This is a genomic window from Sphaerisporangium sp. NBC_01403 (assembly GCF_045040145.1).
Lineage (GTDB): Bacteria > Actinomycetota > Actinomycetes > Streptosporangiales > Streptosporangiaceae > Sphaerisporangium > Sphaerisporangium viridialbum.
In genome coordinates, this window is sequence record NZ_CP109534.1 from 4016652 (window position 1) to 4032392 (window position 15741).

At 71.5% G+C, this 15741-nt stretch carries 6 protein-coding genes; 1 reads left to right on the forward strand and 5 read right to left on the reverse strand.

Annotated features, from left to right (window positions below; translation table 11 throughout):
• Nucleotide 1: 1 nt before the first annotated feature.
• Nucleotides 2-9550: a type I polyketide synthase gene (locus OG589_RS18210; RefSeq protein ID WP_405150569.1), complete on the reverse strand. Its 9549-nt coding sequence runs from the start codon at nt 9548-9550 to the stop codon at nt 2-4.
• A 1222-nt stretch (nt 9551-10772) separates the two neighbouring features.
• Between OG589_RS18210 and OG589_RS18215 the strand changes: the two genes are divergently transcribed.
• Nucleotides 10773-11819, forward strand: a complete 1047-nt coding sequence (locus OG589_RS18215) for a GRAS family protein (protein WP_405150571.1) — start codon at nt 10773-10775, stop codon at nt 11817-11819.
• Here the strand turns inward: OG589_RS18215 and OG589_RS18220 are convergent.
• From OG589_RS18220 to OG589_RS18235, 4 genes are read right to left on the reverse strand one after another with little or no spacing between them, the layout of a single operon-like run.
• Complete coding sequence (locus OG589_RS18220) at nt 11791-12246, reverse strand: hotdog domain-containing protein (RefSeq protein ID WP_405150573.1); 456 nt, start codon at nt 12244-12246, stop codon at nt 11791-11793. The two genes, OG589_RS18215 and OG589_RS18220, sit on opposite strands and share 29 nt — an antisense overlap.
• Nucleotides 12239-13024: an OAM dimerization domain-containing protein gene (locus tag OG589_RS18225; RefSeq protein WP_405150576.1), complete on the reverse strand. Its 786-nt coding sequence runs from the start codon at nt 13022-13024 to the stop codon at nt 12239-12241. Before OG589_RS18225 ends, OG589_RS18220 begins: the two co-directional genes overlap by 8 nt.
• Complete coding sequence (locus OG589_RS18230; RefSeq protein WP_405150578.1) at nt 13021-14559, reverse strand: lysine 5,6-aminomutase subunit alpha; 1539 nt, start codon at nt 14557-14559, stop codon at nt 13021-13023. The genes OG589_RS18225 and OG589_RS18230 overlap by 4 nt, the downstream gene beginning before the upstream one ends.
• Nucleotides 14556-15653, reverse strand: a complete 1098-nt coding sequence (locus OG589_RS18235; RefSeq protein ID WP_405150580.1) for an L-erythro-3,5-diaminohexanoate dehydrogenase — start codon at nt 15651-15653, stop codon at nt 14556-14558. The genes OG589_RS18230 and OG589_RS18235 overlap by 4 nt, the downstream gene beginning before the upstream one ends.
• Nucleotides 15654-15741: the final 88 nt, after the last annotated feature.

Genomic DNA, 15741 nt, shown 5'->3' on the forward strand with positions numbered 1-15741 from the left:
CTCAACTCTCCGATCCACTCGGCCGCGAGGAGTAGTCGCGGGCCAGCTCCAGAAGGCCGTGGGGGTCCATGGTGTCGATGTCGTCGGTACTCGGAATCCACGCGGTGTCGTGTTCCGGTGAACCGTTGGCGAGGGCCAGCAACCGCTCCAGCAGTCCGGTCTCACGTAGCTTCCGCAGCGGAATGGCGGCGAGCGTGGCGCGTACGGCGCTCTCCTCCCGGTCGGCCTCGGCGGCGGGCCCGGCGGCCGTGGCGTGCAGGTGGAGCGCGACCGCTTCCGGAGTCGGGTGGTCGAAGATGAGGCTGGAAGGGAGGCGCAGGCCGGTGACGGTGTTGAGGCGGTTGCGAAGTTCGACCGCGGACAGGGAGTCGAAGCCGATCTCCTTGAACGCGCGGCGGACGTCGACGCCGGCGGGGTCGGCGTGCCCGAGGATGGCGGCCACGGCACCGCGGACCAGGTCCAGCAGCAGGCCGTGCTGGGCGCCTTCGGTCAGCCCGGCGAGCCGTTCGGCGAGCGAGGCGGTGCCTGATGCGGCGGCGGCACCGGCGGCGCGCCGGGCCGGAGTGCGGACCAGCCCCCGCAGCAGTGGCGGCACGGCCCCTTCACGGGCCGCGGCGGCCAGCGCCGCCCCGTCGAACTCCGTGAGCAGCAGGAACGGATCGCCGGTCGACAACGCCCTGTCGAACAAGGCGAGCCCGAACTCGGTGGTGAGGGGTTTGAGGCCCGAGCGGGTCATCCGCCCCAGGTCGGTGGTGGTGAGGCGCTCTGTCATGCCACTGCCCTGTTCCCACAGTCCCCAGGCGAGGGAGAGGGCGGGCAGGCCCCGGGCATGGCGGTGATGGGCCAGGGCGTCGAGGTAGGCGTTGGCGGCGGCGTAGTTGGCCTGCCCGGGACCGCCCAGCGTACCGAGGACGGAGGAGAACATGACGAACGCGGTCAGGTCCTGATCGCGGGTGAGCTCGTGCAGGGTCCAGGCCGCCTGGGCCTTCGGGCGCCACACCTCCTGGAACCGCTCCGGTGTCAGGGAGCCGATGACGCCGTCGCGCAACACGCCCGCGGCGTGAACCACCATGGTCAGCTCGCGTCCGGCGAGCAGGTCGGCCAGAGCGTCGCGGTCGCCGGTGTCACATGCGGCGATCTCCACCCGCGCGCCGAGTTCGGCGAGTTCCGCCGCCAGTTCCAGGGCCCCTTCGGCGTACGGTCCGCGCCGGCTGGTCAGCAGGAGCCTGCGGGCGCCGTGCCGGCGGACGAGGTGCCGGGCCACGAACGAGCCCAGCGTCCCGGTTCCACCTGTGATCAGAACCGTGCCGTCCGGGTCGAACGGCACGGGCACCGTGAGCACGATCTTCCCGACATGGCGGGCCTCACTCATGAACCGGAAGGCCCGCGGAGCCTGCCGGATATCCCAGCAGGTCACCGGCAACGGCTGGAGCACTCCCCGCTCGAACAGCCGCCCCAGCTCCACGAGCATCCGCTGAACACGATCGGGCTCCAGCCGCAACAGGTCGAACGCCTGGTAGGTGACGCCTGGATGGGTCTTGGCGATCTCGTCGGGGTCGCGTAGGTCGGTCTTGCCCATCTCGATGAAACGGCCCCCTCGGGGCAGCAGGTCCAGGGAGGCGTCGACGAACTCCCTGGCCAGTGAGTTCAGCACCACATCCACGCCGCGCCCCCCGGTGGCCCGCAGGAAACGCCGGGTGAAGGCCAGGTCCCGGGTGGAGGCGATCCGCCCGTCGTCCACCCCGAGGCCGCGCAGAGTGTCCCACTTGCCTTCGCTCGCGGTCGCGTAGACCTCCGCGCCCAGATGCCGGGCCAGCTGGATCGCCGCCATGCCCACACCACCGGCCCCCGCGTGAACCAGGAGCGATTCCCCCGGCCTCAGTCCGGCCAGGTCCACGAGCCCGTGGAACGCGGTCAGGAAGACCACCGGCACCCCGGCCGCCTGCGCGAACGACCAGCCTCCCGGTATCCGGGCGACCAGGCGCTGATCCGTCACCGTCACCGGCCCGGCGCCGTCCGGGAACAACCCCATCACCCGGTCCCCCGGCCGCACTCCCGCGACCTCCGCGCCGACCTCGACGATGACTCCGGCGCCCTCCCGGAGCACCCTGCGGTCGGCCAGCATGCCCAGCGCGATGAGCACGTCCCGGAAGTTCAGCCCGGCCGCCCGCAGCGCGACGCGGACCTGCCCGGGCTCCAGCCCACCGACCAGCTCCGGGCAGTCGACCAACGCCAGCGCGTCCAGACGGCCCTGCTCGGTCACCTCCAGCCGCCAGCCGCTCCGCCCCGGCGGCACCAGCGCACCCTTCTGAGCCGGATACGGGACCACTCGTGCCGCGAGCAGCCGCCCCTCGCGAACCGCGAGCTGAGACTCACCTCCCGTCAACGCGGTCCCGATCGCACCCGGCAGCGCATCGTCCGACGTCTGACGGCCGTCCGCGTCGATGAGCACCAGCCGCCGCGGGTTCTCGGTCTGCGCGGTACGGACCAGCCCCCACACCGCGGCCGCCACGTCGCTGACACTCTCGCCGTCGAGCGCCGCGACCGCACCGCGTGTCACCACCACCAGCCGCGACCTGTCGAACCGCTCGTCAGCGAGCCAGCTCCGCACCAGGCTCAGCACGTCCTCGGTACGGCTTGCGACCGCGGAGGCGCTCTCCCAGTTCTCGCCCGCGTCCACCACGGCGACGACCACGGCCGGCCCGGCGGAGACCGGGTGATCGTCGAGCCACGCGCGCAGCCGATCCAGATCGGCGAACCACCGACCGGACGGAAGGCCGGCAAGCGACTCCGTCCCCGGGCGGTCCTGCCCGTCGGCGCCGAGCCGTACGACCGCCCAGGTCGAGGCGGTGTCCGAGGCGGTGTCCATCGGCGTCTCGACCGCGTCGATCGGCGTCCAGGCGAGCAGGTGCGTCCCCTCGTCACGACCCTCGCCGGCAACGGGACGGTCGAGGAGGCCCAACCGCTCCGCACTCACCGGCCGGAGCGTGAGCTCCTCCACCAGCGCGACCGGCGCCCCGCCCGAGTCGGCGCAGACCAGGCGGACGGCGTCGGCGGACGTAGGGGTCACCTGGACGCGCAGGGTCCGCGCCCCTGTGGCGAACAGGCGCACCCCACTCCAGGAGAACGGCAACCGTACGGCGCCGGCACCCGCCCCGGCCACGAGGATCGCGTGCAGGGCCGCGTCCAGCACCGCCGGGTGAATTCCGTAACCGTCGCTGACCACCGGCTCGGGCAGCCGCACCTCGGCGAAGACTTCCTCGCCCCGCCGCCAGAGCGCGTGCACCCCCCGAAATGCCGGCCCATACCCATGTCCCCGCTCGGCCAGCCGCTCGTACACCCCGTCGAGCGCCATCGCCGCCGCACCCTCGGGCGGCCACACCGCCAGGTGCTCCTCCTCGCCGGCGATCAGGGGCGCCAGCACGCCGGAGGCGTTCCGCGTCCACCGGTCCCCGTCCGCCGCGGCCCCGCCCCGGCGAGAATGGATCGTGAACGAGCGCCGCCCCTCGTCGCCGGGTCCGGCGATGACGAGCTGGACCGACACCTGCCCGCCCTCATCGGGCACCGCCAGCGGAGCCTCCAGTGTCAGCTCCTCGATCCCGCCACAGTTCAGACGGTCCGCCGCGTGCAGCGCCAGTTCCGCGAACGCGGCGCCCGGCAGCAACACCCGGCCCAGCACCGCGTGATCGGCCAGCCACGGGTGCGCGCTTCGCGACAACGAACCCGTGAAGATGACACCGGCGCCGTCGGCCACCTCCACCGCCGCGCCCAGCATCGGATGATCCGCCGCATCCATCCCTGCCCGCGTCACGTCGCCCGCGCCGAGGTCGGAGTTCAGCCAGTAGGACCGGCGCTGGAACGCGTACGTCGGCAGATCACGACGGCGTCCGGATCCGAGGACCGGCATCCAGTCGACCGGCGCGCCGCTGACCCAGGCGTCGGCGAGCGAGGCGCGAAACCGCGCCGGCCCGCCCTCCTGGCGGCGCAGCGACTCGATGACCGCGACCGTGGCGCCCGCGTCGGCCGCCGTGTCCTCGATCGCACCGGTCAGCACCGGATGCGGGCCGACCTCGACGAAACGGTCGTGTCCCTCCCGGATCAGGGTGCGGATCGTACGTTCGAACTCCACACCATGGCGCAGGTTGCGGTACCAGTAGCCCGCGTCCAGTTCCGCGGTGTCCAGCGCCTCACCTGTGACCGTGGAGTAGAACGGGATCCGCCCCGCCCGTGGCGCTGTCGCGGCGAGCGCTTCGAGCATCGGCTCACGAAGAGCCTCCACGTGCGGGCAGTGAGAGGCGTAATCCACCGCGACCCTCCGGGCCTGCGCCCCCCTGGCCCGGTATACGGCCATGATCTCCTCGACCGCGTCCGCGTCCCCCGACACCACGGTGGCGGCCGGACCGTTGACCGCGGCCACCGACAGACGCCCCCGCCAACCGGCCAGTTCCTCGCGGACACGATCAGCCGGCACACCCAGGAACGCCATGCCGCCGGTACCGGCGAGAGCGGTCAGGGCCCGGCCGCGCAGAGCGACGACACGCGCGGCGTCCGCCAAGGACAGGGCTCCCGCGACACACGCCGCGGCGATCTCACCCTGAGAATGACCGACGACAGCGTCCGGGCGAACGCCATGGGCCTCCCAGTTCCGGGCCAAGGACACCATGACGGCGAACAGAGCGGGCTGCACGACGTCCACACGGGCCAGAGCGCCGCCGTCGTGAAGCACCTCGTGCAGGTCCCACGGAACGTACGGGGCCAGGGCATCCGCGCACTCGGCGAGCGCCTCGGCGAAGGCCGGTGAGTGTTCGGCCAGCTCGACGGCCATGCCCGCCCACTGAGAGCCCTGCCCGGGAAAGACGAACACCGTCTTGCCGTGCGCGGGCACGCCCTGGGAGACGTCCGGGGCCGCGACTCCCTCGGCCAGCGCGGTCAGGCCGGGGAGGAAGTCCGCGTGTTCGCTTCCCATCACCGCCGCGCGATGCTCGAACACGGCGCGGGCGGTGGCCAGGCTGTAGGCCACGTCGACCGGCCGCGGCTCCGGGTCGGCCCGGACGAACTCCGCCAATCGAGCGGCCTGCGCACGCAGCGCGCCCTCGGACTTCCCCGACAGGAGCCACGGCACCGCATGACGCTCTCCCGTGCCCGTGGAGCCGGCCGCCGTGGGTTCGGCGACCGGCGGAGCCTCCTCCAGGATGAGGTGCGCGTTCGTGCCGCTGATCCCGAAGGACGACACGGCCGCCCGCCTCGGCCGCCCGTACGGGTGCCACGGCCGCGATTCTGTGAGCAGCGACACCGCCCCACCGGCCCAGTCGACATGCGGGCTGGGCTCGTCGACGTGCAGGGTCTTGGGCAGGACGCGATGCCGCATCGCCATGACCATCTTGATCACACCGCCGACGCCGGCCGCGGCCTGGGTGTGGCCGATGTTGGACTTCACCGACCCAAGCCACAGCGGCTGAGCGACCGGCCGGTCCTGCCCATAGGTGGCGATGATGGCCTGGGCCTCGATCGGGTCGCCCACGGTGGTACCGGTGCCGTGGGCCTCCACCGCGTCCACGTCGCCTTCTGTGAGCCCGGCGGCCGTCAGCGCCTGCTTGATCACACGCTGCTGTGACAGCCCGTTCGGCGCGGTCAGGCCGTTGCTCGCGCCGTCCTGGTTCACCGCCGAACCCCGGATCACCGCGAGCACCTGGTGACCCAGACGCCGGGCATCGGACAGGCGCTCCATGAGTACGAGAGCGACGCCCTCCCCCCAGGCGGTGCCGTCGGCCTGGGCGGCGAAGGGCTTGCACCGGCCGTCGTGGGACAGCCCCCGCTGCATGCTGAACTCGACGAACAATCCGGGGCTGGACAGGACGGCGGCACCACCGGCCAGTGCCATCGCGCATTCGCCCTGACGCAGGGCCTGGCAGGCGAGGTGCATGGCGACCAGGGAGGAGGAGCAGGCGGTGTCGACCGTGATGCTCGGGCCTTCGAAGGCGAAGGTGTGCGCGATCCGCCCGGACGCGACGCTGGGCGAGTTCCCGGTCAGCAGGTAACCGTTGTGGCCGTCCGCCGGTTCGTACAGGCGCGGGCCGTACTCCTGGGCTCCGGCGCCGACGAACACCCCGACGGGTTCGCCACGCAGCGTGGCCGGATCGATGCCGGGCCGTTCGAACGCCTCCCAGGCGACCTCCAGCAGCAGCCGCTGCTGGGGATCCATCGCGGCGGCCTCGCGAGGGCCGATCCCGAAAAAGCCGGCGTCGAAGGCGGCGGCGTCGAGGAAACCGCCTCGCCGGACATAGGTCCGGCCCGGCACTCCCGGCCTCGGGTCGTACAGCCGGCCCAGGTCCCACCCTCGGTCGCGCGGGAACGGCCCCGTCGCGTCGACCTCGTCCGCCACCAGCCGCCACAGATCCTCCGGTGAACCGACACCGCCTGGATAACGGCAGGCCATTCCGATGATCGCGATCGGTTCGCCGGCCCTGGACTCCGCGTCCTCGTCTCGCGGTGCTCCGGTGCGGCCGTCGCCTCGCACCGCCTCACCGAGGTGGCGGGCGAGCGCCTCGGGGGTGGGATGGGCGTAGACGAGCGTGGCATCGCGCCGCAGCCCGGCCGCGTCGGTCAGCCGGTTGCCGAGCTCGACCGACATGAGCGAGTCGAACCCCAGGTCCTTGAACGTCTGCCCGGGCGCGACGGCGTCCGGGCCGGCATGACCCATGACCGCCGCGGCGTGTGCGCGCACGAACTCCAGCAGGACCCTCGGCCGCTCCTCCGCGTCCGCCGCGGTCAGCCGACGGGAGAGCGGCGAGGCCTCAGTACCGGGAACGTCCGGCGTCCGGCCGGCCTGCCGGAGCTCGCCGGCTCCGTCCCCCGCGGCCACGGCGCGGGCGGGCCGCGCCGCCGCGCCGGGCCAGTACGACCGGCGCTGGAAGGCGTAGGTCGGCAGGCAGACCCGCCGGCCGGCGGCGAGCGTGGTGGTCCAGTCGACCGGTGCGCCGCTGACGTGAGCGTGGGCGAGTGAGGTCTGGAAGCGGGCGGAGCCGCCGTCGTCACGACGGAGTGAGTCGATGACGGCGACGGGGGAGTCCGCGTCAGCGGCCGTGTGCATGATCGCGATGGTCAGTACGGGGTGCGGGCTGACCTCGATGAAGCGGTGGTATCCCGCGGCCAGCAGACCGCGGACCGCGTGTTCGAACCCGACCGGCCGGCGAAGGTTCCGATACCAGTAGCCGGCGTCGAGCCCGGCGGTGTCCATGATCTCGCCGGTGATGGTCGACCAGAAAGGGACCCGGCCGGGAGCCGGCTGGATCGAACCGAGCCCGTCGAGGATCGGCTCCCGTAGCGCCTCCACATGCGCGCAGTGGGAGGCGTAGTCGACCGCGATGACCCGCGCGTGGACTCCCCTGGCTCGCAGGTCTGCCACTATCTCGGCGACGGCGCCGGCGTCTCCGGACACGACGGTAGCGGCGGGGCCGTTGACAGCGGCGACGGCCAGACGCCCGCGCCGACCGGCCAGCTCGCCGCGGACGTCGTCGGCCGGGAGCCCGAGGAAGGCCATCCCGCCCGTACCGGCCAGGCGGGTGAGGGCCCGGCCGCGCAGGGCCACCACCCGGGCGGCGTCCGCCAGGCTCAGCGCACCGGCGACGCAGGCCGCGGCGATCTCACCCTGGGAATGCCCGACCACAGCCTCGGGGCGCACCCCGTGCGCCTCCCAGTGCCGGGCGAGGGAGACCATCACCGCGAACAGAGCCGGCTGCACGACCTCGACGGACTGGAGAGCAGCGGGGTCACGGAGCACCTCGCCGAGGTTCCAGCGAACATGCGGAGCCAGGGCCTCGGCGCACTCATCGAGCGCCCCGGCGAACACAGCGGAGGCTTCGGAGAGCTCGACGGCCATGCCGGCCCACTGGGACCCCTGGCCGGGGAAGACGAACACGGTCCTGCCGGGCACGGGCGTGCCCCGCACGAGGTCAGGCGTCGTGGCGTCCCCGGCCAGCGCGGTCAGGCCCCGGAGGAGGTCGCCGCGCTCGCTGCCCAGTACCACCGCCCGATGCTCGAAGGCGGTACGCGTGGTCGCGAGGCTGTAGCCCAGATCCACGGGACGCAGCCCGGGATCGGTCTCGACGCACTCCAGCAACCGGGCGGCCTGCGCGGCCAACGCGGCCTCCGACCGGCCAGAAACCACCCAGGGCACCAGTCCAGGACCGCCACGGTCCGCCACGAGGGCGGCCGGCGGAGGCTCGGCGACCGGCGGCGCCTCCTCCATGATCACATGAGCGTTGGTGCCGCCCATCCCGAACGAGCTGACGCCGGCGATCAGGGGCCGATCCGGACAAGGCCAGGGACCCGAAGCCGTCCGCACGCGCAGGTTCAGCTCGTCGAGCGGGATGGCCGGGGAAGGCGATTCGAAGTTCAGACTCGCCGGCAACGTCCGCGCCTCGATGCTGAGGGCGACTTTGAGCAGGCCGACGATGCCGGCGGCCGCCTCCAGATGGCCGACATTGGTCTTGACGGACCCGACGACGAGCGGGCTGTCCACCGGGCGAAAGGCTCCCACCGCCGAACCGAGGGCGGCGGCCTCGATCGGATCGCCGCGCCTGGTCCCGGTGCCGTGCAACTCCACGTACTGCACCTGTACGGGCGAGACACCGGCCCGCGCGCACGCTCGCCGCACCACGTCCGCCTGGGCGTCGGCGTCGGGCACGGTCAGCCCGTCGGTGGCACCGTCGTTGTTCACCGCGCTGCCCCGGATCACGCAGTAGATCCGGTCCTCGTCCGCCAACGCGCGGGCCAGCGGCTTGAGCACGACGACGACCCCGCCCTCGCCGCGTACGAACCCGTTCGCGCGGGCATCGAAGGTGAAACAACGGCCATCCGCGGACAGACCTCCGAACCTTGCCGCGGCCAGGGCCCCCTCCGGCAGGATGTCGAGGTTCACCCCGCCCGCCAGCGCGAGAGCCGACTCCCCGCTCCGCAGGCTCTCGACCGCCAGGTGCACGGCGACCAGGGACGAAGCCTGCGCGGCGTCCACCGTCAGGCTGGGCCCCCGCAACCCAAGGGTGTACGACACGCGATTGGCGATGAGGCCTCGGTTCAGACCCGTCAGGGTGTGCTGGGCGATGGCGGCGGTTCCCTGCCGATCCAGCAACCGGGCGTACTCATCCCCCACCGCCCCGACGAACACCGCCGTCCGGCTGCCGGCCAGGGATGCGGGGAGGATGCCCCCGTCTTCGAGCGCCTCCCACGCCAGTTCCAGCATCAACCGCTGCTGGGGATCCATGGCGACGGCCTCACGGGGTGAGATCCCGAAAAAGCCGGCGTCGAAGTCGGCGACCCCGTCGAGGAATCCACCGTGGCGGACACCCTCATGATCCGCGGAGGCATCGTCGCACGGCTCGATGTTCCACCGGCCCTCGGGCACGGGCGTCAGCGCGTCCATGCCATCCCGGAGTAACCGCCAGAACGCCTCAGGATTCGGCGCCTTGGGAAGTCGGCAGGACACTCCGACGATCGCGATCCGCTCATCGGAATTGCTCGCTGGATTGTGTGCCGTCTCGTCGGCGCGCACAGGAGATGATCCTTCCGCTTGGTAGGCAGACGTATCGACCCGAGACGCGTCACATGCTCAGCCGTCACAGGAAACGTCATTCAGGGGCCGCGCGCCCGGAGTCCGGCCACGTGAAGGGCCGGAAACAGCGGCGTCTTCGTTGTAGATAGGAACGCCGCCACAGGAGTACGGAAGTCGCCCGGCGTCCGTCCCGCCGTGTCAGCAGGAAGGAGCGGACCGACGACCGCCGGTGGAAGCGGTCGCGGGGAGGCCGGCCGCCCGGCAGAGGGGCGGTACGGGATCCCGTCCGTCGCGGCCTCCGCGAGGGGGGAGCTGGTCACCGGCGTGCTGCGAGGCGATCAGGGTGTCCATCGCGCTGTTCCACGGCGCGTCGGTCCAGTGATTCGTGATGTACGCCAGGGACGCTTCCCGCACGTCGCGCCGGATCAGCCAGGAAGCCGGAATGCCTGCCGGCGGCCCGGGCGACAGGTGGCTTTCGTCGTCGGACGGCACTCGGTCGCGACCGTCAGGCTCTTCTAGCGCATTCGTCATCGTAAAGCGTCCATCTGATCACCCGCATATCGTTTGCACCGCAACTCCAGACCTCGCGTGACAGGCGATCGGCCGTCGCCGGCACGCCCAAGACGGCCGCCCTTTCGATGTCCGGACAACCGCTGCCGGATTCGGACGTTCGTCATCATAGACAGGCACCATGTGACACTGTCAAGATGGGCTTCCCGACACCCCGGATTCCCATCATCCGGAGACGGCCGGCTTCGTCGGGGAACGCGTAATCCTTTTCCGGTGGGCGGTGGCGACAGCGATCCGGTCCCCGAATCTCCTCACGGCGACGCACCTGACGTCACGACCGGTCCGGCCCCGTGGCAGCCCACCCGGCATCTGGTGAACGGGTGAGGTAAGTCCGTCACTCCAGCCTTCACACGTCGACCTAGAGGTCGAACTCCTCGGCTCGGACACCGGCACCGGGGTGCGCTCCATCGGAGCTTTAAGCCGATGCCAAGCGCAGATAAGTCAATTCTAAGAGTGCCGTCCCACCATGGACCCGGCGAAGAAGGACCGCTTTCCCGGCGCAGGCATAGTCGCGCGGAGTCCGGCGTCTCCCTTTCCCGGAAAAGAGTCATCGAAAGAAGCGAGAGGTAGCTGACGCCACCCGGTAGCCGTCACGAACAGAAACACAGAGGATCAATTGAGTGCCTATGAGTTCGACATGCTTTGCCGCGCCGTGGAAGACATGGACGCGGGCCGCGCCGGCACCGCCCGGCGCTGGCTGGACAAGCTACGCGGCCTGATCGACCCCGAGAGGATGGGCGACGACTTCCTCTACCTGCTCTACCACGACGCCTTGGCCCGCCGGCTCGGAACATGCCACGATCAGCGCGACAATCTGTACCTACGCCGTTTCGAGCGACCGCAGATCGAGTTGTTCGACCTGATGGCCGGACACCTGCCGGTGCTCACTCTGGCCGGTCGCATCGGCGGCGCGCTGCTCGCCGATCACCTCGCCGGACGGGACACGGCCACCCTGCTGTCGGTGGGCATCGGCTCGGGAGGCCAGGAGGCGGCGGTGCTCACCGCGCTCGCGAAGCGCGGCCGGGCACCCGGGCGGCTGACGGTGATCGGGGTGGACCCCGCGGTGGGCAGCCTCCACCAGGCCGAGCGAGCCATCCGCGACACCGGTGTCACGCTGGACTTCCATCACGTGCCCCGCTTCGCCGAGCGCATGACCGACCAGGACTGGGACCTGGTGCGCCGAGCACCGCGCCCGCTGGTCATGAACGCCGCATTCGCGCTGCACCACCTGCGGGACACCGCGTCCGGCGCCGACGAGAGGAACACTTTCTTATCGAAGCTGCGCGACGCGGAGCCGGACGTCGTAGTGCTGTGCGAGCCGGACTCCGATCACCATCGGGTGGCGCTGCCCGAGCGGTTCCACAACTCGTGGCGGCACTTCCACGCCGTCTTCCGGCTGATAGACGTGCTGGACGTCTCGGCCGCCGACCGTAATGCGATGAAACTGTTCTTCCGGCGCGAGGTGGTCGACATCGTCGGCACGGCGGACGACGAGGACCGCTACGAACGTCACGAGCCGGCCGAGACATGGCTTGCCCGGCTGCGCGAGGCCGGTTTCCGGCCGATGCCCGCGCCCGCGGAGTCAGTGTCGGAACCGATGCCTCCCGCCTTCGTTCGCCACGATCCGGACAGCGTGCGCATCGGGTTCGACGGCGAGTCGATCCTGGCCGTCATCCACGCGGTGCCGGCGCACGCGTAGGTGATCGCCGGCAGGCGCCGGGCGACGGGACCACGACCGTGCCCGTGGCGGTGACCGCGGTGATCGGTTCGGCGAGGACCTCGGCGGCCGAGGGTGAGACGGATGGCGTGGCCCGGCACACCACCCGGGCCTCGAAGGACAGGGTCCGGCTGCGGCGGCCGACGCGAGTCACCGTGGCCGAGACCTCGATGACGTCCCCGGCGCGGATCGGCGCCAGGAACTGCACGTCCCCGTACGAGGCGAACAGACCCTCGTCACCGTCGGTACGGATGCACATCTCGGTCGCGACGTCGCCGAACAGGCCGAGCGCGTACGCCCCGTCGACCAGGTTGCCGCCGTAGTGGGCGTGCGAGTAGGGGACGTATCGGCGGTGGGTGACGGTGAGCCCGAGTAGGTCTCGTGGCGCGGTGCCGGCCGGGTCACTCATCTGGCTGCCACTCGGGGACCAGGGCGTGGACGATGAAGCTCGCCACCTCGGCGGGGGTGGTGCCCCTGCCGAAGATGCGGTCGACGCCGAGGTCCGAGGGGCTCACGGTGTCGAAGCGCGGGCCGCCGACGACCAGCAACGGACGTCCCAGTCCCCCGCCGACGGCCGTCGGGTACGCGTCGGTGAACGCTCCGGCCATCTGCTTGGTGTTGTGGACGTGGGCGCCCTTCTGGGTGACGACCTGGGAGACCAGCACGGCGTCCGCGTTCACCGCCTTGGCGTGGGCGACCAGAGTGTCCACCTCTACCTGGGCTCCGAGGTTGTGCACCTCGATCTCCCGGTAGTACTCCAGGCCCTTCTCCCCGGCGAAGCCCTTGACGTTCAGGATGGCGTCGATGCCCACGGTGTGGGCGTCCGTACCGATGCAGGCGCCGACGACCACGAGCCGGCGCTGGAGGACGGTCCTGATGGCGAGGTTGGCCTGGCTCGGCGTCAGCAGGGGGTATTCGCGGCCTTCGGGGACGTCGATGCCCGCGTAGTCGATTAGGTGGCCGACTCGCCCGTAGACGATGAAGAAGGTGAAGTCGGGGCCCATCGCCTTGGCGTGCACGACGCTGGCCGGGTCGAGTCCCATTCCGCCGGCGAGCTGCAACGCCGCCGCCTCGGCACGAGGACCGTGCGGCACGGGGAGAGTGAAGGACACCTGAACCATGCCGTCACCCGTGGTGTCCCCATACGGCCGGATGACCTGTTTGATCGTGTCCAGGTCCGTCGTCACGCGTCCTCCTCAAGGATCTCGGTGGCCGGGTTGTAGTAGGCGTCGCCCTGACGTATGACGCCTTCCAGTCCTCGGCCTCGGTCTGGGGGGCGGCGGGTTACGCCGAAGGTGCCTTGGGCTATGGCGGTGAGGAGGGAGCTGTCGCAGACGCGGTCGAGAAGGTCGACGGTTTCGGAGAGGACCTGGCGGGCGCGTTCGACGGTGAATCCGCCCGGGGCCGGGACGAAGTCCTCGTGCAGGGCGCCGACGGCCCGGCGCACGTACCGGACGTTCTCCAGGGCCAGGTCGCGGTCCGACAGCCACGGGGTGTGGATGCCCTCGGTCATCATGCCGATGAGCAGGATGGACTGGCCGGTCAGGACCCCGGCGAGGTTGAAGAAGGCGTCCAGCAGGTAGCCGGCGAAGATGTTGCCGGTCATGTGCTTGGTCGGCGGCATGTACTTCAGCGGCGCGTCGGGGAACAGCTCCCGTACGAGCAGCGCGTGCGCCACCTCCAACCTAAACGAATCCGGAATTTCGGGATTTATCTCGAAAGCATGCCCCAGCCCGAGCTGCCAGTCCGCCAGCCCCGCCTCGTGCCCGAAGCGCTCGTTGAGGAGCTGTGACGCGACGACCGTGTGCGCGGCGTCCACCGCGTCGGCCGTGGTTAGGTAGTTGTCCTCGCCCGTGTTGATCACGATGCCCGCGCGGGCGTGGACCTGCCGGGAGAACCGCTGGTCCACGAAGGTGCGGATCGGGTTGATGTCGCGGAAGACGATCCCGTACATGCAGTCGTTGAGCATCATGTCGAGCCGTTCGAGCCCGGCCAGCGTGGCGATCTCCGGCATGCACAGGCCGCTCGCGTAGTTCGTCAGCCGCACGTACCGGCCGAGCTCGGCCGACACGTCGTCCAGCGCGGCGCGCATCAGGCGGAAGTTCTCCTGGGTCGCGTACGTGCCCGCGTACCCCTGCCTGGTCGCGCCCTCGGGCACGTAGTCCAGCAGCGACTGGCCGGTGGATCTGATCACCGCGATGACGTCGGCGCCCTCGCGCGCCGCCGCCTGCGCCTGCGGGATGTCCTCGTAGATGTCGCCGGTCGCGACGATCAGGTAGATCCAGGGCATGTCGGGGTCGCCGTGCTTGGCGAGGAGCCGCTGCCGCTCGGCCCGGTTGTGGTCGATCGTGGCGATCCCGCGCGCGACCGCCGCCCGTGCCCGCGTGCGCGCCCGTACGGCGCCCGCCCCACCGGGGACGGTGAACCTCGTTTCGAGCAGGGGCAGCGGGTCGTCGAGCGCGAGCCCGTGCTCGTTGAGCGCGTGGAAGACGGGCAGGGCGACGCCGTGGTCCAGCCCCGCCTGCTCGCGCACGGCGTCGCTGATCCGGTTGACCCAGGGGGTGCCGTCGGCGTCGGCGCCGGTGACCCCGGCCAGGCGGAGCACCGCGCGCTCGACCGAGACCGTGGTATGGGTGCGCGCCAGCTCGATGACCGGCTCGGCCGCCCGGGCCGCGAGCGCCCTGGCCTTCGCGACGACGGCGGGGTCGAGTCCGAGCTTCACGCTTCCTCCAGCCGGTGTTCGAACAGCCGCCTGACACCGGGTTCGGCACGCAGGATGTCGAGGGCCAGGGCGGCGTGGCCGGGGACATAGCCGTTGCCCACGAGCATGGTCACGTCGGCCGCCAGCCCTTCCGCCCCGAGGGCGGCGGCGCTGAAGGACGTGGCCATGGAGAAGAAGATCACGGTTCCGCCGTCCCGGGTGGCGAGGATGGCCCCGCCCTCGCATCCGGGCACGTCCACGCAGACGACCGTCACGTCCGCCGGTCCCCCGGCCCGCCGTACGGCCTCGGACAGCGCGACGGGATCGCGGGCGTCGGCGATCACCACCGCGTCCGCCAGCCCGGACTCCTCCAGCAGCGCGGCCTCGCCCGCGTGGGGGACGATCCCGACCAGCCGGGCCGCTCCCGCCCTGCGGGCCGCCGCGAGGGACAGCGAACCGCTCTTCCCGGCCGCGCCGATGACCGCGACCACCGGGTCGAGACCGCTTTCGGTTCCGCTGTGGGAGCCATGCCCGCTGCCGGTTCGCAGGACAGAGCGTGAGGCGTACTGGCGCACCACGCGTTCGGTGAGGGCCGGCGCTCCGCACACGTCCATGACCGCGAGCGCGAGCGGAACCGGCAGGTCGCCGGGGAGCACCGCGGCGATCGAGCGGGCGAACAGGATCGCGTGGCCCGAGGCGGGCACCTGCTCGGACAGGCCGTCCCAGCCCGAAAGCCGGTCGGTGACCGCGAGCGGGGTGAGCGTGAGGGAGACCAGGGTGGCGACCCGGTCCCCTGGCTTCAGGCCGAGCGGGGACTCGGGGGTGACCTCGTCCACGACGCCGACCAGCATGCCCCCAGACCCGGTCACCGGGTTGTGCATCTTGCCCCGGTCGCCGATGATCTTCAGGACCTCGGCCCGGACGGCGTCGCCGTCGCCGCCGTGCTTGGTGGAGAGCTGCCGGTAGGAGGCGGCGTCGAGGTTCAGCCGTTCGACGCGGACGCGGATCTCGCCGGGGTGCAGGTCAGGGGAGGCGTCGAGGCGCAGGGCGGCCTGGGGCAGCACGCCTCGCGGCTCCAGCACGCGATGCAGGCCGACGGGGGAGACATCGGTCATGGAGCTTGGGAGGCGCTGAGGCCAGTGGAAGGAGCGCGTCCGGCGGCGAACGCGGGCGCGGTCCAGCCGCCCTCTTCACGGAAAGACA

What these genes read in the sequence shown, in the direction of transcription:
- OG589_RS18220 (WP_405150573.1), bottom strand. Translation starts at nt 12,246, where the DNA reads ATGAGTGACCCGGCCGGCACCGCGCCACGAGACCTACTCGGGCTCACC.
- OG589_RS18235 (WP_405150580.1), bottom strand. Translation starts at nt 15,653, where the DNA reads ATGACCGATGTCTCCCCCGTCGGCCTGCATCGCGTGCTGGAGCCGCGA.